Source organism: Pseudomonas sp. Marseille-Q0931 (assembly GCF_940789645.1).
Taxonomy (GTDB): domain Bacteria; phylum Pseudomonadota; class Gammaproteobacteria; order Pseudomonadales; family Pseudomonadaceae; genus Aquipseudomonas.
In genome coordinates this window covers 746,021-770,642 of sequence record NZ_CALNWT010000001.1, presented here as the reverse complement: position 1 = coordinate 770,642, position 24,622 = coordinate 746,021, and the positions used below count along the sequence as shown (strand labels likewise).

General features: G+C 62.3%; 25 protein-coding genes. 7 read left to right on the top strand and 18 right to left on the bottom strand.

Features of this window, described 5'->3' with window-relative positions:
- Positions 1-315: 315 nt before the first annotated feature.
- The 9 genes from sucD to sdhC all read right to left on the bottom strand — a co-directional run bounded on the left by sucD (position 316) and on the right by sdhC (position 11,719).
- Complete coding sequence (sucD, locus tag P3C50_RS03780) at positions 316-1,203, bottom strand: succinate--CoA ligase subunit alpha (RefSeq protein WP_275544925.1); 888 nt, start codon at positions 1,201-1,203, stop codon at positions 316-318.
- On the bottom strand, positions 1,203-2,369 hold the full coding sequence (gene sucC / locus P3C50_RS03775; RefSeq protein WP_197856428.1) for an ADP-forming succinate--CoA ligase subunit beta: 1,167 nt from the start codon (positions 2,367-2,369) through the stop codon (positions 1,203-1,205). The genes sucD and sucC overlap by 1 nt, the downstream gene beginning before the upstream one ends.
- Before the next feature lie 241 nt (positions 2,370-2,610).
- A complete protein-coding gene (gene lpdA / locus P3C50_RS03770) occupies positions 2,611-4,047 on the bottom strand; it encodes a dihydrolipoyl dehydrogenase (RefSeq protein WP_275544924.1) in 1,437 nt (478 codons plus the stop codon).
- Positions 4,048-4,113: 66 nt separating this feature from the next.
- Entirely contained in the window at positions 4,114-5,343 is a 1,230-nt protein-coding gene (gene odhB, locus P3C50_RS03765; RefSeq protein ID WP_275544923.1) for a 2-oxoglutarate dehydrogenase complex dihydrolipoyllysine-residue succinyltransferase, read from the bottom strand.
- A 64-nt stretch (positions 5,344-5,407) separates the two neighbouring features.
- Positions 5,408-8,239, bottom strand: a complete 2,832-nt coding sequence (locus P3C50_RS03760) for a 2-oxoglutarate dehydrogenase E1 component (protein WP_197856425.1) — start codon at positions 8,237-8,239, stop codon at positions 5,408-5,410.
- A 248-nt stretch (positions 8,240-8,487) separates the two neighbouring features.
- Positions 8,488-9,195: a succinate dehydrogenase iron-sulfur subunit gene (locus tag P3C50_RS03755; protein WP_275544922.1), complete on the bottom strand. Its 708-nt coding sequence runs from the start codon at positions 9,193-9,195 to the stop codon at positions 8,488-8,490.
- A gap of 11 nt (positions 9,196-9,206) precedes the next feature.
- Complete coding sequence (sdhA, locus tag P3C50_RS03750; RefSeq protein WP_197856424.1) at positions 9,207-10,979, bottom strand: succinate dehydrogenase flavoprotein subunit; 1,773 nt, start codon at positions 10,977-10,979, stop codon at positions 9,207-9,209.
- Between the two features lie 3 nt (positions 10,980-10,982).
- A complete protein-coding gene (sdhD, locus tag P3C50_RS03745; protein ID WP_024308045.1) occupies positions 10,983-11,351 on the bottom strand; it encodes a succinate dehydrogenase, hydrophobic membrane anchor protein in 369 nt (122 codons plus the stop codon).
- Positions 11,345-11,719 carry a succinate dehydrogenase, cytochrome b556 subunit gene (gene sdhC / locus P3C50_RS03740; protein ID WP_161865465.1) on the bottom strand — a complete coding sequence of 125 codons (375 nt, stop codon included), beginning with the start codon at positions 11,717-11,719 and terminating at the stop codon, positions 11,345-11,347. The genes sdhD and sdhC overlap by 7 nt, the downstream gene beginning before the upstream one ends.
- A gap of 362 nt (positions 11,720-12,081) precedes the next feature.
- On the opposite strand from sdhC, the gene gltA reads away from it, so the two are divergent.
- The gene (gene gltA / locus P3C50_RS03735; RefSeq protein WP_275544921.1) at positions 12,082-13,362 is read left to right on the top strand and encodes a citrate synthase; all 1,281 of its coding nucleotides are present in this window, start codon (positions 12,082-12,084) and stop codon (positions 13,360-13,362) included.
- A 63-nt stretch (positions 13,363-13,425) separates the two neighbouring features.
- Here gltA and P3C50_RS03730 read toward each other — a convergent pair whose 3' ends face one another.
- The 3 genes from P3C50_RS03730 to P3C50_RS03720 form a co-directional block, all read right to left on the bottom strand.
- On the bottom strand, positions 13,426-14,025 hold the full coding sequence (locus P3C50_RS03730) for an START domain-containing protein (RefSeq protein ID WP_275544920.1): 600 nt from the start codon (positions 14,023-14,025) through the stop codon (positions 13,426-13,428).
- A 66-nt stretch (positions 14,026-14,091) separates the two neighbouring features.
- Entirely contained in the window at positions 14,092-14,343 is a 252-nt protein-coding gene (locus P3C50_RS03725) for a YkgJ family cysteine cluster protein (protein ID WP_197856421.1), read from the bottom strand.
- A 73-nt stretch (positions 14,344-14,416) separates the two neighbouring features.
- The gene (locus P3C50_RS03720; RefSeq protein WP_197856420.1) at positions 14,417-15,289 is read right to left on the bottom strand and encodes an NAD(P)-dependent oxidoreductase; all 873 of its coding nucleotides are present in this window, start codon (positions 15,287-15,289) and stop codon (positions 14,417-14,419) included.
- A gap of 121 nt (positions 15,290-15,410) precedes the next feature.
- Here P3C50_RS03720 and P3C50_RS03715 point away from each other — a divergent pair, with 121 nt between their 5' ends.
- The 3 genes from P3C50_RS03715 (at position 15,411) to rhtA (ending at position 17,582) form a co-directional block, all read left to right on the top strand.
- The gene (locus P3C50_RS03715; RefSeq protein ID WP_275544919.1) at positions 15,411-15,962 is read left to right on the top strand and encodes an exonuclease domain-containing protein; all 552 of its coding nucleotides are present in this window, start codon (positions 15,411-15,413) and stop codon (positions 15,960-15,962) included.
- Between the two features lie 133 nt (positions 15,963-16,095).
- Positions 16,096-16,377, top strand: coding sequence for a pyrimidine/purine nucleoside phosphorylase (locus P3C50_RS03710; protein WP_275544918.1), 282 nt, complete (start codon positions 16,096-16,098; stop codon positions 16,375-16,377).
- A 353-nt stretch (positions 16,378-16,730) separates the two neighbouring features.
- Entirely contained in the window at positions 16,731-17,582 is an 852-nt protein-coding gene (gene rhtA / locus P3C50_RS03705) for a threonine/homoserine exporter RhtA (protein ID WP_197856417.1), read from the top strand.
- Here the strand turns inward: rhtA and P3C50_RS03700 are convergent.
- From P3C50_RS03700 to P3C50_RS03680, 5 genes are read right to left on the bottom strand one after another with little or no spacing between them, the layout of a single operon-like run.
- Positions 17,579-19,336: an ABC transporter transmembrane domain-containing protein gene (locus P3C50_RS03700; RefSeq protein ID WP_275544917.1), complete on the bottom strand. Its 1,758-nt coding sequence runs from the start codon at positions 19,334-19,336 to the stop codon at positions 17,579-17,581. The genes rhtA and P3C50_RS03700 overlap by 4 nt on opposite strands.
- A gap of 7 nt (positions 19,337-19,343) precedes the next feature.
- A complete protein-coding gene (locus tag P3C50_RS03695; protein ID WP_275544916.1) occupies positions 19,344-19,751 on the bottom strand; it encodes a DoxX-like family protein in 408 nt (135 codons plus the stop codon).
- The gene (locus tag P3C50_RS03690) at positions 19,744-20,172 is read right to left on the bottom strand and encodes a thiol-disulfide oxidoreductase DCC family protein (protein ID WP_275544915.1); all 429 of its coding nucleotides are present in this window, start codon (positions 20,170-20,172) and stop codon (positions 19,744-19,746) included. Before P3C50_RS03690 ends, P3C50_RS03695 begins: the two co-directional genes overlap by 8 nt.
- Positions 20,169-20,759 carry a DUF1287 domain-containing protein gene (locus P3C50_RS03685; protein WP_275544914.1) on the bottom strand — a complete coding sequence of 197 codons (591 nt, stop codon included), beginning with the start codon at positions 20,757-20,759 and terminating at the stop codon, positions 20,169-20,171. Before P3C50_RS03685 ends, P3C50_RS03690 begins: the two co-directional genes overlap by 4 nt.
- Positions 20,760-20,767: 8 nt before the next feature.
- Positions 20,768-21,883 carry an ATP-NAD kinase family protein gene (locus P3C50_RS03680; protein ID WP_275544913.1) on the bottom strand — a complete coding sequence of 372 codons (1,116 nt, stop codon included), beginning with the start codon at positions 21,881-21,883 and terminating at the stop codon, positions 20,768-20,770.
- Between the two features lie 147 nt (positions 21,884-22,030).
- Between P3C50_RS03680 and P3C50_RS03675 the strand changes: the two genes are divergently transcribed.
- Positions 22,031-22,207 (top strand): PA1571 family protein, encoded by a 177-nt coding sequence (locus tag P3C50_RS03675; RefSeq protein WP_275544912.1) that lies wholly within the window; start codon positions 22,031-22,033, stop codon positions 22,205-22,207.
- A 40-nt stretch (positions 22,208-22,247) separates the two neighbouring features.
- Here P3C50_RS03675 and msrB read toward each other — a convergent pair whose 3' ends face one another.
- On the bottom strand, positions 22,248-22,643 hold the full coding sequence (gene msrB / locus P3C50_RS03670) for a peptide-methionine (R)-S-oxide reductase MsrB (protein ID WP_275544911.1): 396 nt from the start codon (positions 22,641-22,643) through the stop codon (positions 22,248-22,250).
- A gap of 287 nt (positions 22,644-22,930) precedes the next feature.
- Between msrB and P3C50_RS03665 the strand changes: the two genes are divergently transcribed.
- Positions 22,931-24,142 (top strand): pyridoxal phosphate-dependent aminotransferase, encoded by a 1,212-nt coding sequence (locus P3C50_RS03665; RefSeq protein ID WP_275544910.1) that lies wholly within the window; start codon positions 22,931-22,933, stop codon positions 24,140-24,142.
- 6 nt (positions 24,143-24,148) lie between these two features.
- Positions 24,149-24,601, top strand: a complete 453-nt coding sequence (locus P3C50_RS03660; protein WP_275544909.1) for a hypothetical protein — start codon at positions 24,149-24,151, stop codon at positions 24,599-24,601.
- Positions 24,602-24,622 lie beyond the last annotated feature (21 nt).

Genomic DNA, 24,622 nt, shown 5'->3' with positions numbered 1-24,622 from the left:
CATCGCCAGGCGCTTGTGGCGCCACGGACACGGTAAGCCGCGGATATTAACGAAAAGCGTCCTGCATCAGCACAGTTGCCGGGCGAGCTGTCGAACTGGCATAACTGACTGTCGCATGCTCGACAATAGCGCGGCGACGACAGCAACTGACCTGCCCGCCCTCTTTCCACCAAGAGCATGGGCGTCGCTGTGCTTGATTCACGATTTCGCTGCGAGCTTCGCGGAAATTCATGTCTACCCGAGCCTTCACAACCTCAACAGGCACCAAACAAAAAGGCCACCCTAAGGTGGCCTTTCTGCGAGAGTCAGAAACGCTTAGGCGTTCTTGACTTCCCAACCGGTCAGCTCGGCCAGGGCCTTGCCGATGTCAGCCAGGGAACGCACGGTTTTCACACCAGCGTCCTGCAGCGCAGCGAATTTCTCGTCTGCAGTGCCCTTGCCGCCGGAGATGATGGCGCCAGCGTGGCCCATACGCTTGCCGGGAGGAGCGGTCACACCAGCGATGTAGGAAACTACAGGCTTGGTGACGTTGGCCTTGATATAGGCAGCCGCTTCTTCTTCAGCCGAACCGCCGATCTCACCGATCATGACGATCGCTTCGGTTTTCGGATCTTCCTGGAACAGCTTCAGGATATCGATGAAGTTGGAGCCCGGGATGGGGTCACCGCCGATGCCCACGCAGGTGGACTGGCCGAAGCCGGCGTCGGTGGTCTGCTTCACGGCTTCATAGGTCAGGGTGCCCGAACGGGACACGATACCGACTTTGCCTGGCAGGTGGATGTGACCCGGCATGATGCCGATCTTGCACTCGCCGGGAGTGATCACGCCCGGGCAGTTCGGGCCGATCAGGCGTACGCCCAGCTCGTCGCAGATGACCTTGGCATCCAGCATGTCCAGGGTAGGAATGCCTTCAGTGATGCAGACGATCAGCTTGATGCCGCCGAAAGCAGCTTCCAGGATCGAGTCTTTGCAGAACGGAGCCGGTACGTAGATGACCGAAGCATCAGCGCCGGTGGCTTCCACGGCTTCCTTGACGGTGTTGAACACCGGCAGGCCCAGGTGGGTGGTGCCACCCTTGCCCGGAGTCACGCCGCCGACCATCTGGGTGCCGTAGGCGATGGCTTGTTCGCTGTGGAAAGTACCCTGCGAGCCGGTGAAGCCCTGGCAGATGACTTTGGTGTCTTTATTGATCAGGACGCTCATTACTTGCCCTCCGCAGCTTTGACGACTTGCTGAGCAGCGTCGGTCAGGCTGGTTGCCGCGATGATGTTCAGGCCGCTTTCAGCCAGGACCTTGGCGCCCAGCTCAGCGTTGTTACCTTCCAGACGGACGACCACTGGGACCTTCACGCCGACTTCTTTAACGGCGCCGATGATGCCTTCGGCAATCATGTCGCAACGAACGATACCGCCGAAGATGTTCACCAGAACGGCAGCGACGTTGCTGTCGGACAGGATGATCTTGAAGGCTTCGGTCACGCGCTCTTTGGTTGCGCCGCCACCTACGTCGAGGAAGTTGGCTGGCTTGCCGCCGTGCAGATTGACGATGTCCATGGTACCCATGGCCAGGCCGGCACCGTTGACCATGCAGCCGATGTTGCCTTCCAGGGCCACGTAGTTCAGCTCGAAGCTGGCAGCGTGGGCTTCACGAGGATCGTCCTGCGACGGGTCGTGGAAGGTCTTCAGCTTCGGCTGACGGTACATGGCGTTAGCGTCGATGTTGATCTTCGCGTCCAGGCAGTGCAGGTCGCCGTCGGCCTTGATGACCAGCGGGTTGACTTCCAGCAGGGCCAGATCGTGATCTTTGAACAGCTTGGCCAGACCTACGAAGATCTTGGCGAACTGAGCGACTTGCTTGCCTTCCAGACCCAGCTGGAAAGCCAGCTCGCGACCCTGGTACGGCTGAGCGCCGACCAGCGGATCAACGGTGGCCTTGAGGATCTTCTCAGGGGTTTCGTGGGCCACTTTCTCGATGTCCACGCCACCTTCGGTGGAAGCCATGAACACGATGCGACGGCTGGAGCGGTCCACTACAGCGCCCAGGTACAGCTCCTTGGCGATGTCGGTGCAGGATTCGACCAGGATTTTGCTGACCGGCTGACCATTGGCGTCAGTCTGGTAAGTCACCAGACGCTTGCCCAGCCAGTTGGCGGCGAAGGCCTTGGCGTCTTCTTTGCTCTTGACCAGCTTTACGCCACCGGCTTTGCCGCGGCCACCAGCGTGGACCTGAGCCTTGACGACCCACTCGCTGCCGCCGATTTTTTCGCAGGCTTCTGCGGCTTCTTCCGGGGTGTCTACCGCGAAGCCCTTGGATACGGGCAGGCCGTATTCAGCGAACAGCTGCTTACCCTGATACTCGTGAAGATTCATGCTTGTCTACCGTCTTCGTTTAGGTATTGCGCATTCGGCGCTGTACTTGTGATACCGCGCCACCTGTGACTGCCGAAGCAGTCCGCCGGGCCTTCCGCTGCGAGTCGAACTCGACGCGGGCCACCCGACGTGGTTCTGCTTGCAAACACCACCGTAGCGATGAGGCGATTACGTGACGCCCCACCTACCACGGCGGCTTACAACAACTTGAGTGGCCGCACGCGGCGGCCACCTGTGACGCTTAGCGCTTCTTGCGGTTGGCGATATGGATCGCACCACCGTTGACCGCCAGAGCCGCTTCGTGCAGCGCCTCGGACAGCGTCGGGTGGGAGAAGACCATCATGCCCAGGTCTTCGGCACTGGTGCCGAATTCCATGCCGATCGCGCCTTGCTGTACCAGCTCGGCGGCGCTTGGGCCGATCACGTGAACGCCCAGTACGCGGTCGGTTTTCGCATCAGCGATGACCTTGACCAGACCACCGGTATCGTTGGCAGCCATGGCGCGGCCGCTGGCTGCGAACGGGAAGGTGCCGACGTTGACGGCAACGCCTTCAGCCTTCAGCTGCTGCTCGGTCTTGCCGACCCATGCGATTTCCGGGTGGGTGTAGATTACCGACGGGATCAGGTCGTAGTTCATCTGTGCCTTGTGGCCCGCGATGCGCTCGGCAACCATCACGCCCTCTTCCGAGGCCTTGTGCGCGAGCATGGCACCACGTACCACGTCACCGATGGCGTAAACGCCCGGAACGCTGGTTTCGCACTGATCGTTGACGAAGATGTAGCCACGCTCGTCCAGATCCACACCGCTGTCGGCAGCCAGCAGATCGGTGGTCACCGGACGACGGCCTACGGCCACGATCAGCTTGTCGAAGGTCATCTTCTGCTCGCCATTGGCGTCGGTGAAGCTGACAACGACCTGCTTGTCCTTGACTTCCGAACCGGTCACGCGGGCGCCCAGGCGGATGTCCAGGCCCTGCTTGGTCAGGGTCTTCTGGGCTTCCTTGGCGATCTGCTCGTCGGCAGCGGCAAGGAACTTGTCCATGGCTTCCAGCACGGTCACCTGCGAGCCCAGGCGGGCCCAGACCGAGCCCAGCTCCAGACCGATCACGCCTGCGCCGATGACGCCGAGGGTTTTCGGTGCAGCCTGGAATTCCAGAGCGCCAGTGGAGTCGACGATCACGTCCTGATCAACCGGGGCCGGCGGAATCTCGACCGGCTTGGAGCCCGAGGCGATGATTACGTGAGCAGCTTCGACCACCTGAGTATTGCCGTCATTGCCGGTGACTTCGACCTGCTTGCCAGCCAGCAGCTTGCCGTGGCCTTCCAGCAGGGTCACGCCGTTGGCCTTGAACAGGCCGGCAACACCGCCGGTGAGGTTCTTGATGATGGTGTTCTTGCGCGCCACCATCGCCGGTACATCGATGGTCACGTCCTTGGCCTGGATACCGTGTACGGCGAAGCCTTCTTTCGCTTCATGGTACTTCCAGGAGCTGTCCAGCAGCGCCTTGGAGGGAATGCAACCGACGTTCAGGCAGGTGCCGCCGAGGGCGATCTTGCCGTCGCTGCCCTGGTATTTCTCGATGCAGGCGGTCTTCAGACCGAGTTGAGCTGCTTTGATGGCGGCTACGTAGCCACCAGGGCCGGCACCGATGACTACCACGTCGAATTTCTGGGTCATAACGTATTCCTTCTCGAATAAACCGGACGGCCCTGAGAACAGGGCCGTCGTGGAGGAGACTGGCTTTTAGATTTCCAGCAGCAGACGAGCCGGGTCTTCAAGCAAGTTCTTGATGGTCACCAGGAAGGTCACGGCTTCCTTACCATCGATCAGGCGGTGGTCGTAAGACAGCGCCAGGTACATCATCGGACGGATCACCACCTGACCATTGATCGCCATCGGACGCTGGATGATGTTGTGCATACCCAGGATGGCGGCTTGCGGCGGGTTGACGATCGGCGTCGACATCATCGAACCGAAGGTACCACCGTTGGTGATGGTGAAGGTGCCGCCGGTCATTTCTTCGATGGACAGCTTGCCGTCTTTGGCTTTCTTGCCGAAGGTGGCGATGCCGCTTTCGATTTCAGCCAGGCTCATCTGCTCGGCGTTACGCAGTACCGGAACCACCAGGCCGCGGTCGCTGGACACGGCAACGCCAATGTCGGCATAGCCGTGGTAAACGATGTCGTTGCCGTCGATCGATGCGTTGACTGCCGGGAAACGCTTCAGCGCCTCGGTAGCGGCCTTGACGAAGAACGACATGAAGCCCAGGCGCACACCGTTGTGGGACTTCTCGAACAGATCCTTGTACTTAGAACGCAGCGCCATGACTTCGGTCATGTCCACTTCGTTGAAGGTGGTCAGCATGGCCATGGAGGACTGGGCTTCAACCAGTCGCTCGGCGATCTTGGCGCGCAGGCGGGTCATCGGCACACGCTTCTCGGTGCGATCGCCAGCGGCAACGACCGGAGCGGCAGCAGCCGAAGCGGCGGCCGGCTTGGCAGCGGCGGCAGGAGCGTTCTTCTTGGCTTCGACAGCAGCGACCACGTCTTCCTTGGTCACGCGACCACCTTTACCGGTGCCGGCGATGCTGTTCGGGTCGATGCCGTTCTCTTCAGCCAGCTTGCGCGCGGCCGGCGAGAGGATGGAGTCGTCGCCAGCAGCGGCAGCCGGAGCAGCAGCCTGAGCCGGAGCGGCGGCAGCGGCCGGAGCGGCAGCCGGAGCAGCGGCACCAGCGCCACCTTCGGTCAGCTTGCCCAGCAGCTCGTTGGAAAGGACGGTGTCGCCTTCGTTCTTGATGATTTCAGCCAGGACACCATCGGCCTCGGCCAGGACTTCGATCACCACCTTGTCGGTTTCGATGTCGACGATCAGCTCATCGCGCTTGACCGCTTCGCCCGGCTTCTTGTGCCAGGTGGCCACGGTGCCGTCGGCAACCGATTCCGGGAAGGTTGGGGCTTTGATCTCGATAGCCATTGTATGCGTTTCCTTAAATTCGGTTTACCGGTAGGCGGCACCTGCCACCTACCGGATGAAGGCGTTAAACAGTAAAGGCGTCCTGCAGCAGTTTTTCCTGCTGCTCGGCGTGCATCGACGCGTAACCGCAAGCTGGCGCTGCCGACGCATCACGACCGGCATACTCCAGGAACAGCGACTTGTTGTGCGCAGTAGCGACGCGACGCATGTGGTGCTGGCTGCAATACCAGGCGCCCTGGTTCATCGGCTCTTCCTGACACCAGACGATGTGCTTGAGGTTCTTGTACGGCGCCAGTACCTCGGCCAGATCGTCTTCCGGGAACGGATAGAGCTGCTCGATGCGAACGATGGCGATGTCCTCGCGACCCTCGGCGCGACGCTTCTCCAGCAGGTCGTAGTAGACCTTGCCACTGCACAGCACCATACGCTCGACCTTGGCCGGATCCAGCGAGTCGATCTCGCCGATCACGGTCTGGAAGGAGCCTTCGGCCAGATCTTCCAAGGTCGAGATTGCCAGCTTGTGACGCAGCAGCGATTTCGGCGTCAGGACCACCAGCGGCTTGCGCAGCGGGCGGATCACCTGGCGACGCAGCATGTGGTAGACCTGCGCCGGGGTGGTCGGCACGCAGACCTGCATGTTGTGCTCGGCGCACAATTGCAGGTAACGCTCCAGACGCGCCGAGCTGTGCTCAGGCCCCTGCCCTTCATAACCATGCGGCAGCAGAACGGTCAGACCGCACAGACGGCCCCACTTGGTCTCGCCGCTGGAAATGAACTGGTCGAACACCACCTGAGCGCCGTTGGCGAAGTCGCCGAACTGGGCTTCCCAGATCACCAGCGCGTTCGGCGTAGTGGTGGCGTAGCCATATTCGAACGCCAGCACCGCTTCCTCGGAGAGGTAGGAGTCGTACAGCTCGAACTTCGGCTGACCTTCGTACAGGTTTTTCAGCGGAACGTAAGCCGAGGCGTCCTTCTGGTTGTGCAGCACCGCGTGACGGTGCGAGAAGGTGCCGCGGCCGATGTCCTGGCCGGTCATGCGAATCGGGTGACCTTCGACCAGCAGCGTGGCGTAGGCCATGGTCTCGGCGAAGCCCCAGTTGATCGGCAAACCGCCCGCGCCCATCTTCTGGCGGTCTTCGAGGATCTTCGAGACCTGACGCTGAACCAGGAAACCCTCGGGGATCTCCAGCAGCTTGGCGGACAGGTCCTGCAGGGTCTTCAGGTCGAAACGGGTGTCGTGACGCGCGGTCCAGGCATGGCCCAGGTACGGACGCCAGTCGACGAACAGCTCCTTGTTCGGCTCCTTGACCAGGCTCTTGACCACGTGCTGGCCGTTGTCCAGCGCAGTACGGTAGTCGTCGATCTTGGCCTGCACGTCGTCGCTGCTCTGCGCGCCGGATGCAACCAGGGCGTCGGCGTAGAGCTCGCGGGTGGTGCGCTGCTTGGCGATCTGCTGATACATCAGCGGCTGGGTGCCATTCGGCTCGTCGGCCTCGTTGTGGCCGCGACGGCGGTAGCAGACCAGGTCGATGACCACGTCGCGCTTGTACTGCATGCGGTAGTCGACGGCCAGCTGGGTAACGAACAGCACGGCTTCCGGATCATCGCCATTCACATGGAAGATCGGCGCCTGGATCATCTTGGCGACGTCGGTGGCGTACTCGGTGGAGCGCGCATCTTCCGGACGGCTGGTGGTGAAGCCAACCTGGTTGTTGATCACGATGTGGATGGTGCCGCCAGTCTTGTAGCCGCGGGTCTGCGACATCTGGAAGGTTTCCATGACCACGCCCTGACCGGCGAACGCCGCGTCACCGTGGATGGAGATCGGCAGAACCTTGTCGCCACTGGCGTCGCTACGACGGTCCTGACGGGCACGTACCGAACCCTCGACCACCGGGGAAACGATTTCCAGGTGCGAGGGGTTGAACGCCAGCGCCAGGTGCACTTCGCCGCCGGCAGTCATGACGTTGGAGGAGAAGCCCTGGTGGTACTTCACGTCACCGGAGGACAGACCTTCGGTCTTCTTGCCTTCGAACTCGTCGAACAGGTCGCGCGGGTTCTTGCCGAAGGTGTTGACCAGGACGTTCAGACGGCCACGGTGGGCCATGCCGATGACGATTTCTTTGGTGCCGTAGGAGCCCGAACGCTGGATGATTTCGTCCAGCAGCGGGATCAGGCTCTCGCCACCTTCCAGGCCGAAACGCTTGGTGCCCGGGTACTTGGTGCCCAGGTACTTTTCCAGACCTTCGGCAGCGACGACGCGCTCGAGCACGTGCGCCTGCACCTCGGCGGAAAACTGCGGACGACCGCGCACGCTTTCCAGGCGCTGGGCGAACCAGTTGCGCTGACCGGAATCGACGATGTGGGTGAACTCGGCACCGATGGTGCGACAATATGTCTGCTGCAGCGCATCGCGGATTTCGCGTAGCGTTGCCTCTTCTTTGCCGATGTACAGCTCGCCGGTGCGGAAAGTAGTGTCCAGATCCGCGTCGGTCAGGCCGTAGTGATTGATCGACAGGTCAGACGGCGCAGTGCGCACCCACAGACCCAAGGGGTCAAGCTGGGCGGCCTGATGGCCACGCATGCGGTAGGCCTGGATCAGGCGCAGTACTTCCACCTGCTTCTTTTCGTGCTCGCTGCTGACGGCCCCGGCGGAAACCGGCTGGGCGCGACGCGAATTCTTGGCGAGCAGGACGAAATGATCGCGAATGGTCGAATGCGATACGTCCGTTGCAGCGCTGCCGTCGGTCGGCAACTTCTGGAAGTAAGTGCGCCACTCTTCTGGCACAGCGTTGGGATCGTGCAGGTAGAGCTCATAGAGCTCTTCCACGTAGGCAGCGTTGCCACCGGATAGGTGGGCACTGTCCCACATGCGCTGCATCACGCTTTCTTGCATGCTTGGTCACCCTCGGTAAGGGGACACCACCGGCGCGAATACCGCATGGCTCCAATCAAAGTCATGTTGCTGCGACTCGGATGAAGCCACTTGGGTTCCCGCAGATAGTCCGGGTACCAGCCCGGATGCCCCTGCTGGTCGTCATATTTTTCGAGTATGAGCCGCGGCTTTGTGGGCTGCGGCTCTGGCTTTACTGCGAGCCGACCGGAGCCGGACCCGCAGGTGTTACAGGTATAGCAACTTGCGAATCAAGTACCGCTTTGCAGCAGCATGTTACGCACGTGGCCGATGGCCTTGGTCGGGTTCAGACCCTTCGGGCACACGTTCACGCAGTTCATGATGCCGCGGCAGCGGAACACGCTGAACGGATCGTCCAGCGAGGCCAGACGTTCGGCGGTCTTGGTGTCACGGCTGTCAGCCAGGAAGCGGTAGGCCTGCAGCAGCGCAGCGGGACCGAGGAACTTGTCCGGATTCCACCAGAACGACGGGCAGCTGGTCGAGCAGCACGCACACAGAATGCACTCGTACAGACCGTCGAGCTTCTCGCGCTCTTCCGGCGACTGCAGACGCTCGATGGCCGGAGCCGGCGTATCGTTCTGCAGGAACGGCTGCACCTTCTCGTACTGCTTGTAGAAGATGCTCATGTCGACGACCAGGTCACGAATGACCGGCAGACCCGGCAACGGGCGAATCACCAGCTTGCCGCCCTTGAGGCCGGCAGCGGAGATCGGCGTGATACAGGCCAGGCCGTTCTTGCCGTTGATGTTCATGCCGTCGGAGCCACATACGCCTTCACGGCACGAGCGACGGTAGGAGAAGCCTTCGTCCTGTTCCTTGATCAGCGCCAGCACGTCGAGGACCATGATGTCCTTGCCGCCGATGTCGACCTGGAAGTCCTGCATGAACGGAGCGGCGTCCTTCTCCGGGTTGTAGCGATAAACACTGACTTGCAACATATCAGTCACCCTTAATAAGTCCGAACCTTGGGTTCAAATGCCGGAACGGTCTTCGGCGCGAAGTTCACGTCACGCTTGGCTACGCGCTTCTCGCCTGGGAAGTACAGGGAGTGGCACAGCCAGTTCTGATCGTCGCGCTCCTCGAAGTCTTCACGAGCGTGCGCACCACGGGACTCTTTACGAGCCTCGGCAGCCACAGCGGTCGCTTCGGCGACTTCGAGCAGGTTTTGCAGTTCCAGCGCTTCGATACGCGCAGTGTTGAACGCCTGGCTCTTGTCCGCGATTTTGACTTTCGCGATGCGCTCACGCAGGTCGGCCAGTTGTTGGATGCCCTTCTGCATGTATTCGCCGGTACGGAATACACCGAAGTAGTTCTGCATGCACTGTTGCAGCTCTTTACGCAGCGGTGCCACGTCTTCGCCAGTGCTGCGCTCGTTGACGCCAGCCAGACGCGACAGCGACTGCTCGATGTCGGTTTCGCTGGCACCACGGACTTCCACGCCTTCTTTCAGCGCTTTTTCCAGGTGCAGACCAGCGGCGCGACCGAATACCACCAGATCGAGCAGCGAGTTGCCACCCAGACGGTTGGCACCGTGTACCGATACGCAGGCGACCTCACCGACAGCGAACAGACCTTCGATGATGGTGTCGTTGCCGTTGGCGTCCTGGGTGATGGCCTGACCATGAATGTTGGTGGCAACGCCGCCCATCATGTAGTGGCAGGTCGGGATGACCGGAACCGGCGCGACGACCGGGTCGACGTGGGCGAAGGTCTTCGACAGTTCGCAGATACCCGGCAGGCGGCTGTGCAGCACTTCCTCACCCAGGTGATCGAGCTTCAGCAGTACGTGATCCTTGTTCGGGCCACAGCCGTTGCCGGCGATGACTTCCTTGACCATGGAGCGCGCAACCACGTCACGGCCGGCCAGGTCTTTGGCGTTCGGCGCGTAACGCTCCATGAAGCGCTCGCCATGGGCGTTGATCAGGTAACCACCCTCGCCACGGCAGCCTTCGGTAACCAGTACACCGGCGCCGGCAATACCGGTCGGGTGGAACTGCCACATCTCGATGTCCTGCACCGGCACGCCGGCACGCAGGGCCATGCCCACGCCGTCGCCGGTGTTGATCAGAGCGTTGGTGGTGGAGGCGTAGATACGGCCAGCACCGCCAGTGGCCAGAACCACGGCCTTGGAGCGGATGTAGACGGTCTCGCCGGTCTCGATGCAGATGGCGATGATGCCGACGATGGCGCCGTCCTGGTTCTTCACCAGGTCAACGGCGTACCACTCGTTGAGGAACGAGGTGCCGGCCTTCAGGTTGGCCTGATACAGGGTGTGCAGCAGCGCGTGACCGGTACGGTCGGCAGCAGCGCAGGTACGGGCAGCCTGGGTCGGATTGTCCGGACCTTTCGACTGACCGCCGAACGGACGCTGATAGATGCGCCCCTGCTCGGTACGGGAGAACGGCAGGCCCATGTGCTCGAGCTCGAACACGGCTTCCGGGCCGACGGAACACATGTACTCGATAGCGTCCTGGTCACCGATATAGTCGGAACCCTTGACGGTATCGTACATGTGCCAACGCCAATCATCGTTCGGGTCGGCCGAAGCGATGGCGCAGGTGATGCCACCCTGAGCGGAAACGGTGTGCGAACGAGTCGGGAACACCTTGGTGACCACGGCAGTCTTGTGACCACCCTGAGCCAGTTGCAGCGCAGCACGCATGCCGGCGCCGCCGCCACCTACGATGATGGCGTCATAGGAAAGAGTACGGATGCTAGCCATGAATCAGAAACCCCACAGAATCTGCACACCCCAGACGAACATCGCGAACATGGCGATGCCACACACGGCCTGGAACAGGAAACGCACACCAGTCGCCCACTTGCCCAGCGCCATCGGCGTCAGGTAGTCGGTGGAGATGGTCCACATGCCAACCCAGGCGTGCACGCTCAGTGCAACCAGGGCCAGCAGGCTGAAAATGCGCATTGCGGTATGCGAGAACAGACCGTGCCATTCGGCGTAGCCCATGCCCGGATTGCAGATCACATAGCCCAGCAGAAACAGCGTGTAAGCCGCGAGAACGACCGCAGAAACGCGTTGCGCCATCCAGTCATAGAGGCCCGAACGCGAGAAATTCGTGACATTAGTTACCATATCCACACCCCCAGCAGCACGATCACGACCGCCGCAACGGCGATGACGATTTTCGAGCCCAGCTTGCCGCCTTCCAGCGTCTCGCCGATGCCCATGTCCATGATCAAGTGGCGCACGCCGGCCACCAGGTGATACAGCAGAGCGGACAGAAGACCCCAGATCACGAACTTGGCCAGCGGACTGGCCAGGCATTCTTTCACCTGGGCGAAGCCCTCTTCGGAGGTCAGCGACTTGTCGAGGCCGAACAGCAGGATGGCGATACCGACAAAGAGGATGACACCGGAGATACGGTGGAGAATGGAGGTGTAAGCGGTGACTGGGAGCTTGATAGTCCTAAGGTCTAGGTTTACAGGTCGTTGGCTATTCACGGCTTTTTATCACACTGAGAGCCCCTAACTATCAGGGCAAAGTTGTTGGGAAGTGCACTGGTCAGGTACCCATCACCCAAGGAGTGACGACCGCCATGATATGGCCGCAAAGCCCCTGGCGGTCGGGCGCAGAGTATAGACAGTTAGCAGACTAATGACAATGCAATGCCCTACCCCAAAAAGCGCATTGCAGCCTTTATTCAAATGGCGTAAATAGCGGCCTTTTTTCGTTGATAATCCCGCGCAAACCCTTCTACTGCCTGGGTTCTCGCAAATTGACTTTCGGATTTATCCCACTATAGTGGTGCGGGCCCTGCGTGGGGGGCCGTCTGATGATTTCAAGCATAACTAGGAGGCCACATATGGCTGACAAAAAAGCGCAGTTGATCATCGAGGGCAATGCCCCCGTCGAACTGCCCGTTCTGACCGGCACTGTTGGTCCCGATGTAATCGATGTGCGGAACCTGACCTCCACGGGTCGGTTCACATTTGATCCTGGTTTCATGTCGACCGCCTCTTGCGAGTCGAAGATCACCTACATCGACGGCGACAAGGGTGTTCTGCTGCATCGCGGCTACCCCATCGAGCAGCTCGCCGAGCAATCCGATTACCTGGAAACCTGCTACCTGCTGCTTAACGGCGAACTGCCGAGCAAGGAAGAGAAGGCCAAGTTCGTCAGCACCATCAAGAACCACACCATGGTTCACGAACAACTGAAGACCTTCTTCAACGGTTTCCGCCGCGATGCCCACCCGATGGCCATCATGTGCGGCGTGGTTGGCGCCCTCTCCGCCTTCTATCACGACTCACTGGACATCAAGAATCCGCAGCACCGCGAAGTATCGGCCATGCGCCTGGTGGCCAAGATGCCGACCATCGCCGCCATGACTTACAAGTACTCCATGGGCCAACCCATGATGTACCCGCGCAATGACCTGAATTACGCGGAAAACTTCCTGCACATGATGTTCAACACCCCGTGCGAGATCAAACCGATCAGCCCGGTGCTGGCCAAGGCGATGGACAAGATCTTCATCCTCCACGCCGACCATGAGCAGAACGCCTCCACCTCCACCGTACGCCTGGCAGGCTCTTCGGGTGCCAACCCGTTCGCCTGTATCGCTGCCGGCATCGCCGCGCTGTGGGGCCCGGCACACGGCGGCGCCAACGAAGCGGTGCTGACCATGCTCGACGAGATCGGCAGCGTGGAGAACATCGACAAGTTCGTGGCCAAGGCCAAGGACAAGGACGATCCGTTCAAGCTGATGGGCTTCGGCCACCGCGTCTACAAGAACTTCGACCCGCGCGCCAAGGTCATGAAGCAGACCTGCGACGAAGTACTGGCCGAACTGGGCATCAACGACCCGCAGCTAGAACTGGCCATGAAGCTGGAAGAGATCGCGCGCAACGATCCTTACTTCAAGGAGCGCAACCTCTACCCGAACGTGGATTTCTACTCGGGCATCATCCTCAAGGCCATCGGCATCCCGACCTCGATGTTCACCGTGATCTTCGCCCTGGCGCGTACCGTAGGCTGGATCTCGCACTGGAAGGAAATGCTCTCCGGCCCTTACAAGATCGGCCGTCCGCGCCAGCTGTACACCGGCTACGAGCAGCGCGACCTGCCCGCCGACCGCGACTGATAGCGCCGCGAAACCAAGAAGGCTGCCAATCTGGCAGCCTTTTTTATTGCCGAACGACTTGCCTCAACGCCCTTCCACTTTCGCCCGCAAGCCTTGCAGCGTCTGCAACGGCGCATCGACGACGAAACTGTTGGCCAACCACGACGGCACGCTGCCGCCCGGCTCGGTATGCGCCTCGTACGTCACTTCCACCTTGCCGCCGTCCAGCGGCTTCAGGTGCCACTGGCCATCGACACGCTGCACGCGCACGAAATCCTTTTCCTCCGGCAAGCGCTCTGGCACTGCCTTGAGCAGACGGGTAACGCTGCCATCGGCTTCGGTTCGCGTCTTCACCTGAATCACCGAATCTCGCGCCTTCACCGGCCAGGGCGTCTCGAAGCGAGCGTACAACTCGCTGACATCGCCCCTGGTCTCGAGCAAACGCTGCTGCTGGCAACTGAAGATCCAGGCGCAGGAGCCCTCGACATCTTCCTGAGCGGCCTGCACCGCGGCCAGATCGCCATCGATCGTCACGACACCGCGATAGGCCTTGTATTTCGACCCCGGCACATCAGCCAGATACACGCTCACGCCATCCTCTTCACGCTCCAGCTGCCACTGCCTTTCGGCAGCCTGGGCGGTGATTGCAGTCAGCATCATGAGCAAAACGGAAAAACGCATCATCGTCAGGCAACTCCCGTCAGGACTGTTTGCTTTTCGACCGGCGCAGAACGCAGCCGGTTCAGATCCTCAGGCCGTCGCCTGCTCCAGCCAGCCCAGCATACGAATGGCGCTGTCGCGATCGTCGGCGCACAGGTCCACGTCTGCCTTGAAGCCACCACACACGGCGGGGCGTTCCGGGCGACCAAAAATGGCGCAGAGAAACTCGGCAGTGAGATGAATGCAGCGCACGCCGGCCGGCTTACCGTTCGGCATGCCTGGAATCGGCGAGCTAATGGAAGGCGCGATGCAGCAGGCACCGCAACCGGCACGACACTCCATGAAACGACCTCGACAACAAACGAACGGCGGCGATCCTAATGAGGCGCGCGCCGTCCGTCGAGACCTTTCGTGATCAGCGGTTACGCTGCAAACGCGCCAGCAGGCTGGACGTATCCCAGCGCCCGCCGCCCATGCCCTGAACGTCGGCGTAGAACTGATCGACCAGCGCCGTCACCGGCAGCTGCGCACCATTGCGACGCGATTCCTCAAGCAGGATCGACAGATCCTTGCGCATCCAGTCGACCGCGAAGCCGAAATCGAACTCGCCGGCAAGCATGGTCTTGTAGCGATTCTCCATCTGCCATGACTGCGCGGCCCCCTTGCTGATCACATCGACGACCGCATGGCCATCGAGCCCCGCGCACTGGGCGAAATTCAGCGCCTCAGCCAGCCCCTGCACCAGGCCGGCGATGCAGATCTGGTTGACCATCTTGCTCAGCTGGCCGCTGCCGGCCGGCCCCATCAGACGCATCATGCGCGCGTAGCACTGGATTACCGGCTCGGCGACCGCATAGGCTTCGGCTTCACCACCGACCATCACGGTCAGCACGCCATTGACCGCACCGGCCTGGCCACCGGACACCGGCGCATCGAGAAAACCCAGGCCACGCTCGGCCGCGACGGCAGCCAGTTCACGCGCCACGTCGGCCGAAGCGGTGGTGTGATCGACCAGGATGGCACCCGGCGCCATGCCGGCGAAGGCGCCCTGCTCGCCGAGAATCACGCTGCGCAGGTCATCGTCGTTACCTACGCAGCACATCACCAATTCGGCGCCCGCCGCCGCCTCGCGCGGGGTTGGCGCGCTGCTGCCGGCATACTCCCCCATCCACTGCTCGGCCTTACCCGGTGAACGGTTATAGACCGTCACCTGATGACCCTTGCGGGCGAGATGCCCGGCCATCGGATACCCCATAACGCCCAAGCCGATAAATGCGACCTTTGCCATAACAACCTCCTGCGGACATAGGTCGCAGAGCCTAACACGACGTTTGCCCCGGCCGGAAAGGCCTTCCATACTGCCTGCCAATCGGCCCCGAGCAAGGCCTTGCGAACGATTAGGAGCACCAATGGGACATTGGTTGGTCATCGACCTGGAAGCCACCACCGACGAAGGCGGCTGGCCGATGGAAGAAATGGAAATCATCGAGATCGGTGCCAGCCTGGTTGGCGCTGACGGCCATGAGCGCGATCACTTCCAGCGCATCGTCAAACCGCAGCGGCGCCCGTGCCTGACCGATTTCTGCCGCGAGCTCACCCACATCACCCAGGCTGACGTCGACGGCGCCGCATCGATGCCGCAGGTCTGGAGCCAGTTCGAGCGCTGGCTGTCACAGCATGCGCCGCGCCTGATCGGCTGGAGCAGCTGGGGCGACTATGATCGCCGCCAGCTGGAGCAGGAATGGCGTCAGCATAGGCTCGATAGCCTGCTGGCTGACGTACCCCACCTGAATCTGAAGCAGGCGTTCGCCAAGGCCCGCCAACTGCAACGCCCGGTCGGCCTGCACAGTGCCTTGCAGTTGGCCGGCATGCAGTTCCAAGGGCAACAGCACCGTGCGCTCGAAGACGCACGCAATACCGCGCGCCTGCTGCCACTGGTACTTCCTCTCAAAGACAGATGACGAAGAAAAGCCGCTTGGGCATACTGGCGACCCTTTTATCGCCTGCCATCCGTAGCGACCGCCCCTCGGGCCGTCGCCGCGCGACGCGAAACATGGCTCTCGGCGACTTTTCCAACCCTCCAAGGAATCGCAGATGTTCAAGGTCAACGAGTACTTCGACGGCACCGTCAAATCCATCGGCTTCGCCATGGCCGAAGGCCCCGCCACAATCGGTGTGATGGCTCCGGGCGAATATGAGTTCGGCACCAGCCAACTGGAAGTCATGCATGTCGTCGCCGGCGCCCTGACCGTCAAACTGCCGGGCAGCGACAGCTGGAACACCTATGAGGCCGGCAGCCAGTTCACCGTTGAGGCCAACAGCAAGTTCCAGCTCAAGGTCGCCGTCGACACCGCGTACCTGTGCGAATACCACTGACGGACCAGCGCCCGTTAAAACACCGGCCCTGGCAGCCAACGCCAGGCCATCAGGAAAGAAGCCGCGACTGTTTTGCCCGATTGCGGCTGTTCTTGACCCAAGGGTAGCGAAAGCTGCCCATTTCGCGGACAAGTCCGCTCCTACAGAAGCGCTGCTCGTGGTAGCGGACTTGTCCGCAAAGTTTTACCCGTCGCATCCCTTGCAGCAGTCATGCTTCCACACAAGCCGTTACTGACCGGTATCTGCCCCTAGCAGGGCACTTAACGCGGCCAGGGCAGAAAAAAAGCCGTCCTCACGGAAAACGGATAGCCCGGCCACCTAACAGCCCCCTGCGATTTCATCAGGACACCTTCATGCCACGCTCCGCCCTTCTTGTCCCCATCGCTCTGCTGGTGGTGGCCATGGTCTCTATCCAGAGCGGCGCCTCGCTGGCCAAGAACCTGTTCCCGCTGGTCGGCGCCGAGGGCACCACAGCCCTGCGCCTGGTGCTCGGCGCGATCATTCTGTCGCTGGTGATGCAGCCCTGGCGTGCCCGGCTCGACCTGCGCAAATGCCACGCTCTGCTGGCCTACGGCCTGGCGCTCGGCGGCATGAACCTGATGTTCTACATGGCGCTGCAGAGCATCCCGCTGGGCATCGCCGTAGCGCTGGAATTTACCGGTCCGCTGGCCCTGGCGCTGTTTTCCTCGCGTCGCCTGCTGGATTTCGTCTGGGTGATTCTGGCCATCGCCGGCCTGTGGATGCTGCTGCCGACAGGCGCCACGCAAAGCGCCATCGACCCGCTCGGTGCGGCTTTGGCGCTCGGCGCCGGCATCTGCTGGGCGCTGTATATCGTCTTTGGGCAGAAGGCCGGCGCCCAGCATGGTCGCCACACCGTCGCACTGGGCACCTGGGTCGCCGCGCTGCTGGTCTTGCCCATCGGCGTCTGGCACGCGGGCAGCGACCTGCTCAGCCTCGACCTGCTGCCCATCGCCCTTGGCGTCGCGGTGCTGTCGTCGGCCCTGCCCTACAGTCTGGAGATGGTCGCCCTGACACGCCTGCCAGCGCGCACCTTCAGCGTACTGATGAGCCTGGAACCGGCAGTCGCCGCAATGTGTGGCCTGGCCTTTCTCGGCGAGAAGCTGCTCTGGGGCCAGTGGCTGGCCGTGGGCGCCATCATCGTCGCCTCGGCCGGAGCGGCCGCCACTATCAGACCCAAGAGCTAGTTGCTGAACTGCAGCTCGGCCAAGCGCGCATACAAAGGGCTGCTTTCGATCAGCTCGGCATGATTGCCAATGGCAGCGACACGCCCCTGTTCGACCACGGCGATGCGGTCTGCCTGCTTCACCGTGGCCAGGCGATGGGCGATCACCAGCGTGGTGCGCCCGGCCATCAGCGATGGCAGCGCCTGCTGGATCAGGTGTTCACTCTCTGCATCCAGTGCGCTGGTGGCCTCGTCGAGCAGCAGGATCGGCGCATCGGCGAGCAATGCCCGGGCAATCGCCAGACGCTGGCGCTGCCCGCCGGAAAGTCCCAGACCTGCTTCGCCCAGGTGGGTCTGGTAGCCCTGCGGCAGACGCTGGATAAATTCATGCGCGTGCGCTGCCCGCGCGGCGGCTTCCACCTCGGCCTGACTGGCATCGAGGCGGCCATAGCGAATGTTGTCCTCCACCGAGCCAAAGAACAGCGCCGGGTTCTGCGAAACCAGGGCGAAGCAGGCACGCAGCTCACGCGGGTCCAGTTGGTCGATCGGCACGCCATCGATGAGGATGCGCCCGGCCTGCGGGTCGAAGAAGCGCAGCAGCAGATCGAACAGCGTCGACTTACCAGCTCCGGACGGCCCCACTAGCGCCAGCGTTTCCCCGGCCGCCACCTGCAGGTCGATACCATCGATGGCGTAACTGTCCGAACGCGACGGATAGGCGAAACGCACGCCCTGCAGCTCGATACGGCCCTGTACCGGCTGCGGCAGATGTTGCGGCTGCTGCGGCGCGACGATGGCGTTGCTGGAGCGCAGCAGCTCACCGATACGCTCGGCTGCGCCTGCCGCACGCTGCAACTCGCCGATCACCTCGCTCAGGGTGCCGAAGGACGAGCCGACGATCAGGCTGTAGAACACGAAAGCCGCCAGCTCACCGCCGGAAATGCGCCCGGCGATCACATCCATGCCGCCGACCCAGAGCATTACCCCCACGGCACCGAGCACCAGCACGATGACCACGGTGATCAGCCAGGAACGCTGGGCAATGCGCTTGCGCGCCACATCGAAAGCGGCCTCGGCGGACTCGCCAAAGCGCCGCTTGTCCTCGTTCTGGTGGTTGTAGGCCTGCACCGTCTTGATCTGCCCCAGCACCTCACCGACGTAGCTGCCGACATCGGCCACGCGATCCTGGCTCTGCCGCGACAGCGCGCGCACGCGGCGGCCGAACAGCAGGATCGGCGCAACCACCAGCGGCAAGGCCAGCAGGACGATACCGCTGAGTTTCGGGTTGGTGATCACCAGCAGCACGCTGCCGCCGATCAGCATGATCAGGTTGCGCAGCGCCATCGACAGCGACGAGCCGATCACCGACTGTAACAGCGTGGTATCAGCCGTCAGTCGCGACTGGATCTCCGAACTGCGATTGCGCTCGTAGAAACCAGGGTGCAGCTCGATCAGGTGATCGAACACTCGCCGGCGGATGTCGGCCACCACCCGCTCGCCGATCCACGACACCAGGTAGAAACGCGTGTAGGTGCCGACGGCCAGAGCCATTACCAGCACGAAGAACAGCAGCAGCGACTGACGCAGCGCAGCCGGCGATTGCGTGGCCAGCCCCTGATCCACCAGCAGCTTGATACCCTGCCCCATGGACAGCGTGATCGCCGCCGTGAACAGCAATGCCAGCAGCGCACCCAGCACCCGGCCGCGATAAGGCACGATGAAACGCCAGGCCAGGCGCATCGCGCCGCGCTGACGAGAAGACAGCAACGAGATCATACGGGCCTCAGGAGTCGGTAGCCGTGGGCGCCTCGGCCAGCCAGGCCACCGCGCATAGCGCCAACGCAGCCAGGTTGGTAGAAAGCGGATTGAACGCCTGGATCAACAGATGGGGGCTGAGCAGCGCCACATCAAGCAGCAGCGCCAGCAATGCTGCGCCGGCGACCAGCAGAGGCCAGCGCTGCCGGCGTAGGAGCAGCAACACGATGCCCAGCAGGATCTCGGCGACACCGCCGACAGCCGCGATCAACTGCGGCGCGAACAGAGGATGGTCCGGCAGGCCGTGGGCAGCGATCATCGCCACCTCGTCGGGGCTCAGCCAGAGTATCTTCGGCGCCAGGCCATGCCAGATGAAGACCGCTGCCAATGCCAGCCGTGCAAGCCAGGCGATATGCGCCAGGCGCCGCTCAGTCATGCAGAAAACGCTCGGCATGATCGGCCGTGGGCAGCATGCATACGTCATGTCGACCGAATAGGCGATAGCGATTCAGCGCAATGCGGTCATAACACCAATCGCGCAGCGGCCTGGGCACCAGGCGCAGCATCCTCAGCGCACGCCAGGGTAGCGGCAAGCCCGAGAGAATGCGCAGCAGCGCCGTGGAGCGCACATGCAGCCCCGCCTCGTCGATCAGGGCCATGGTGTCGAAACGATCGGTCGGCAGCCCGTACCAGGCCAGCAACGCCTGCCCCTGGGCGGACTGCACGGACGCCAGGCGAAACTGCCTGGTACGGTCATGGCGGATAAGAAACGTCGCCCAGCCATTGCACAGTTTGCACACGCCGTCGAACAGCACGACGCGCTCGCCAGCGGCGAGACCAGGCGCCCGTTCGGTCATTGGCCGGCACTCACCTGCTGGGCGACTGGCCGATAGTGCCCCGTGATGCGGTAGGCGAACAGAATGTCTTCTTCCTGCGTGCCACGGCCGATGTTGTGCAGGATCAGCGGTGCTGCACCGGGCGCCTGGCGATCACTGACGATGCCGATATGAGTCAGGCCGCGCCCCAGATCCCAGGTGACGATATCGCCAGCCCGGTAAGCCGCAGCGTCCTGACTGACCGGCAGCGACCAGCCCTGGCGCTTGAACCAGGTCATCAAATTGGGCACGCGGCGGTGGTCGATATTGCTGTCCGGCCGGCTCAGCCCCCAGTTTTTCGGGTAGACGGCAAAGTTGCCACGCATATCGCGATGCACCGCCTCCTGCAGATCCAGTCCCTGCTGACGCAGCGCGCGGACCACCACGTCGGTGCACACGCCGGTAGCCATGGGCACGTCGCCACCGGGGTAACTTAACTGGCGGTAGGCAGGGTCATAACCCAGAGTCACGCCGACCTGCTTGCGTGCATCCAGCACCAGCCTGTCAGCCTCGATGGCCTGCGCGGCAAGCGCCAGCGACCAAGCCAGCAATAGAACCAGTATGCGCATTCGCTCTCCTATCGGCTCAGGGGATAGAGCAACTCTTCCTTGTAACCCGCCCAGACCCGCACGGCATCGGGGAAGGCATCATCCAGCGCCACGTCACCACTATCGACCAACAGCGGCCGGCCCTCCAGCGTCGCCAGCTTGCGCTTGGTGGCGACTACGCGCAGGCGCTCCAGGCCGACGGCGCGCAGCACACGCGGGCTGATCTGCTGATTGCCGCGGCCGATGATATGCCCCTGGCCGCCGATTGCGGTCACCAGCAGGTAAGTCGGGTGCCCCTCGACCAAGGCGAACAGTTGGGCTTCGTTGACGTCGCGGGCAATCACCTGGCCGCCCTCGATCACATCGACACCGAGCAGGGTAGTTTCCAGCCCGAGATTCTGCGCCAGACCGTGCAGGGTCGAACCGGGACCGAACACGTAGCGAGCATCCGGCTGCCACTCGCTCTCCAGCCAGGCAGCCAAATCGGCTAGCACCAGTTCCTCGGATTCCATCCCACCTTGCTTGACCGCCTGCACATAACCGCCCTCTTGCGGCACGCACAGCTCACCATACCAGCGCGCGGTGACACGCCCTTCGCGCAGCGCGGCCTCGTCGATATCGCGCACTTCACCGCTGGCCAGGCGCACCAGGCCACCTTCGACCAGTCGCGCGGTCAACTCGCCCGCCGCACGTGGGCTGATGGCGTAAACACCGGACTGGATCTTTACCCCGGCCGGAATGCCCAGCACCGGCTGCGACGCGTTCACCACCGTGCAGACGTCACGCGCGGTGCCGTCGCCACCGGCGAACAGAATCAAGGCCACGCCGGCGTCCTGCAGTTGCCGCACCGCACGCTGAGTATCTTCGGCGCTTGTCGCGCCCTCGCCCAACTCACCCAGCAGACGATGCGCGAAGCCCATCTGCGCTAATAGATCTCCACCCATCGCCCCTGGGTAGCTGACGAACTCGACGCGCTCGCGCAGCGGCAGCAATTGTTCAAGCGCGGTGCGCGTACGTTGCGCGGCCTTTGCTTCGACACCCAGAGCCAGCGCCTGCTCGGCCATGCCGTCGCTGCCCTTGAAGGCGGCCGGGCCGCCCAGCCCGGCCAGGGGGTTGATGATCAGACCAATATGAAAACGCGCCATGTATTCCTCGTTCCAGGCAAGCTGGCACGCAGCCTGCACTACGACTTTCGCCAAATGTTATGTGACGGAGTTCCGCCGTTGCAGTTGTCACCGCGCCTTCATCTGATCGATCTAGACTGGCGCGCACTACTGATGAGGAGACAGGCCATGAGCTTGCAGAACAATGCCCAACACCACCCCGCCACCACCCAGCAACGGCAGCAACCGGTGGGCGGTTTTATCATCGATGGTCAGGGCCGCGAAGTACCAATCACCGAAGACATGATTCAGCAGGCCTGCAATGCCCTCGAGGAGAGCCGCCAGGGCTCGCCTCTACAGGGTTGAGCGGCGTGCGCCAGGCACGCAAGGTGCCTGGCATGCCATATCAATCGCGCGGTAGCAGCTTCAGCGACAGCGAATTGATGCAGTAACGCAGCCCGGTCGGGCGCGGGCCATCCGGAAACACGTGCCCCAGATGAGCATCGCACTTGGCGCATTTGACCTCGATGCGGTGCATGCCATGGCTGTAATCGTCGAGGCTGGCGATCACCTCGTCGTTGATCGGCTGGAAATAGCTCGGCCAACCACTGCCGGAATCGTACTTGGCGTCCGAATCGAACAGGGCTTCGCCGCAGCAGGCGCAGTGGTAGATACCTGGGGTCTTTTCGTCATGGTAAGCGCCAGTGAACGGTCGCTCCGTGCCGCCCAGGCGACACACATGGAACTGCTCGTCCGTCAGTTCCTCACGCCAGCTGTCCAACGACTTGTCGACTTTATCCACGAACGGATACCTCCTCGGTAATAGGCAACACGGGGCTTCGCATACGACGTCAGCATCACATCAGGCGCTCGCCCCGCAAACTGCGACTGCTAGTTTTCCGGGCCGCGACACGAATGTGCGCAGCGTGGCAGGCCAGAAAAAAGCAGGCCCGGCACCTTTGCCGCGCCCAGGTCGCCACGTATGATTCGACCCCAGTCTGTCACCCACGTTAAGGGCTGCCAAGATTCCCCGCCGGGAGAATTTTGCAGCGTGCTTCAGTGGGTTCTCCTTAGCTCGGGATTTCTTACATGCAGGTCAGCAAATCGAACAAGCTCGCCAACGTCTGCTACGACATTCGCGGGCCGGTGCTCAAGCACGCCAAGCGTCTGGAGGAGGAAGGCCAGCGCATCCTCAAGCTGAACATCGGCAACCCGGCACCGTTCGGTTTCGAAGCGCCCGAGGAGATCCTCCAGGACGTCATCCGCAACCTGCCTACCGCCCAGGGCTACAGCGACTCCAAAGGGCTGTTCAGCGCGCGCAAGGCGGTGATGCAGTACTACCAGCAGAAGCAGGTCGAAGGCGTCACCATCGAGGACATCTACCTCGGCAACGGCGTGTCCGAACTGATCGTCATGGCCATGCAGGCGCTGCTCAACAACGGTGACGAGGTGCTCATCCCGGCGCCCGACTATCCGCTGTGGACTGCCGCCGTGGCGCTGTCCGGCGGCAAGCCGGTGCACTACCTGTGCGACGAGCAGGCCGGCTGGTTCCCCGACATCGCCGACATGCGCGCCAAGATCACGCCGAACACCAAGGCACTGGTGCTGATCAACCCGAACAACCCCACCGGGGCGGTGTATTCCAAGGAAGTGCTGCAGGATATCGTCGAACTTGCGCGCCAGCACAACCTGGTGATCTTCTCCGACGAGATCTACGACAAGATTCTCTACGACGAAGCCGTGCATATCAGCACGGCCTCGCTGGCACCCGACGTGCTCTGCCTGACCTTCAACGGCCTGTCCAAGAGCTACCGCGTGGCCGGTTTCCGCTCCGGCTGGGTGGCGATTTCCGGGCCCAAGCACAAGGCGCAGAGCTATATCGAAGGCCTGGATATCCTCGCCAACATGCGCCTGTGCGCCAACGTGCCGAGCCAGCATGCGATCCAGACCGCGCTCGGCGGCTACCAGAGCATCAACGACCTGGTGCTGCCCAACGGCCGCCTGCTGGAGCAGCGCAACCGCACCTGGGAATTGCTCAACGACATCCCTGGCGTTAGCTGCGTGAAACCCATGGGGGCGCTGTACGCTTTTCCGAAGATCGACCCGAAGGTTTGCCCGATCCATAACGACGAGAAGTTCGTCCTCGACCTGCTGCTCTCGGAAAAGCTGCTGATCGTCCAGGGCACCGCCTTCAACTGGCCGTGGCCGGACCACTTCCGCGTGGTCACCCTGCCCCGCGTCGACGACCTGGAGCAGGCCATCGGCCGTATCGGCAATTTCCTCAAGACCTACCGTCAGTAGGCCGGCATGGACCTGCAGATCGACGACTTCTACAAGGACGCCGCCAGCGGCCTGCTGATGCTCTATCAGGCCTTCCCGCGCAAGATGGCGCTGTACGTGGAAGACCTGATCGGCCGTGAGGAGCCGGATGAATTCGGCCTGCCCAGCAAGCGTCACCAGGCCTGCCTGGGCGCGTTGCTGTGGCTGGCCGAGGAAGGTTATCTGCGCTTCGAATCGACCATCGCCTACGACGCTCTCGATCAGGCGGTGCTCAGCGAGAAAGGCTTTCTGCGCCTGTCGCGCGCCATTCCTCACGCCCTCGGTGATGGGGAAACGCTGCCGGCGAGCGTGCGCCGCGTGCATGCCACGCTGGCCTTCCAATTGCGCGAGGCGCTCGCTCAGCAGCACGGGGAACGCACCGCTCGGCTTACCCGTCTATTGTTTGGCGCCCAGCCCGCCGGCACAGGCGACATAGTTTGAAATAGTCGCCAGTTGAAAGCC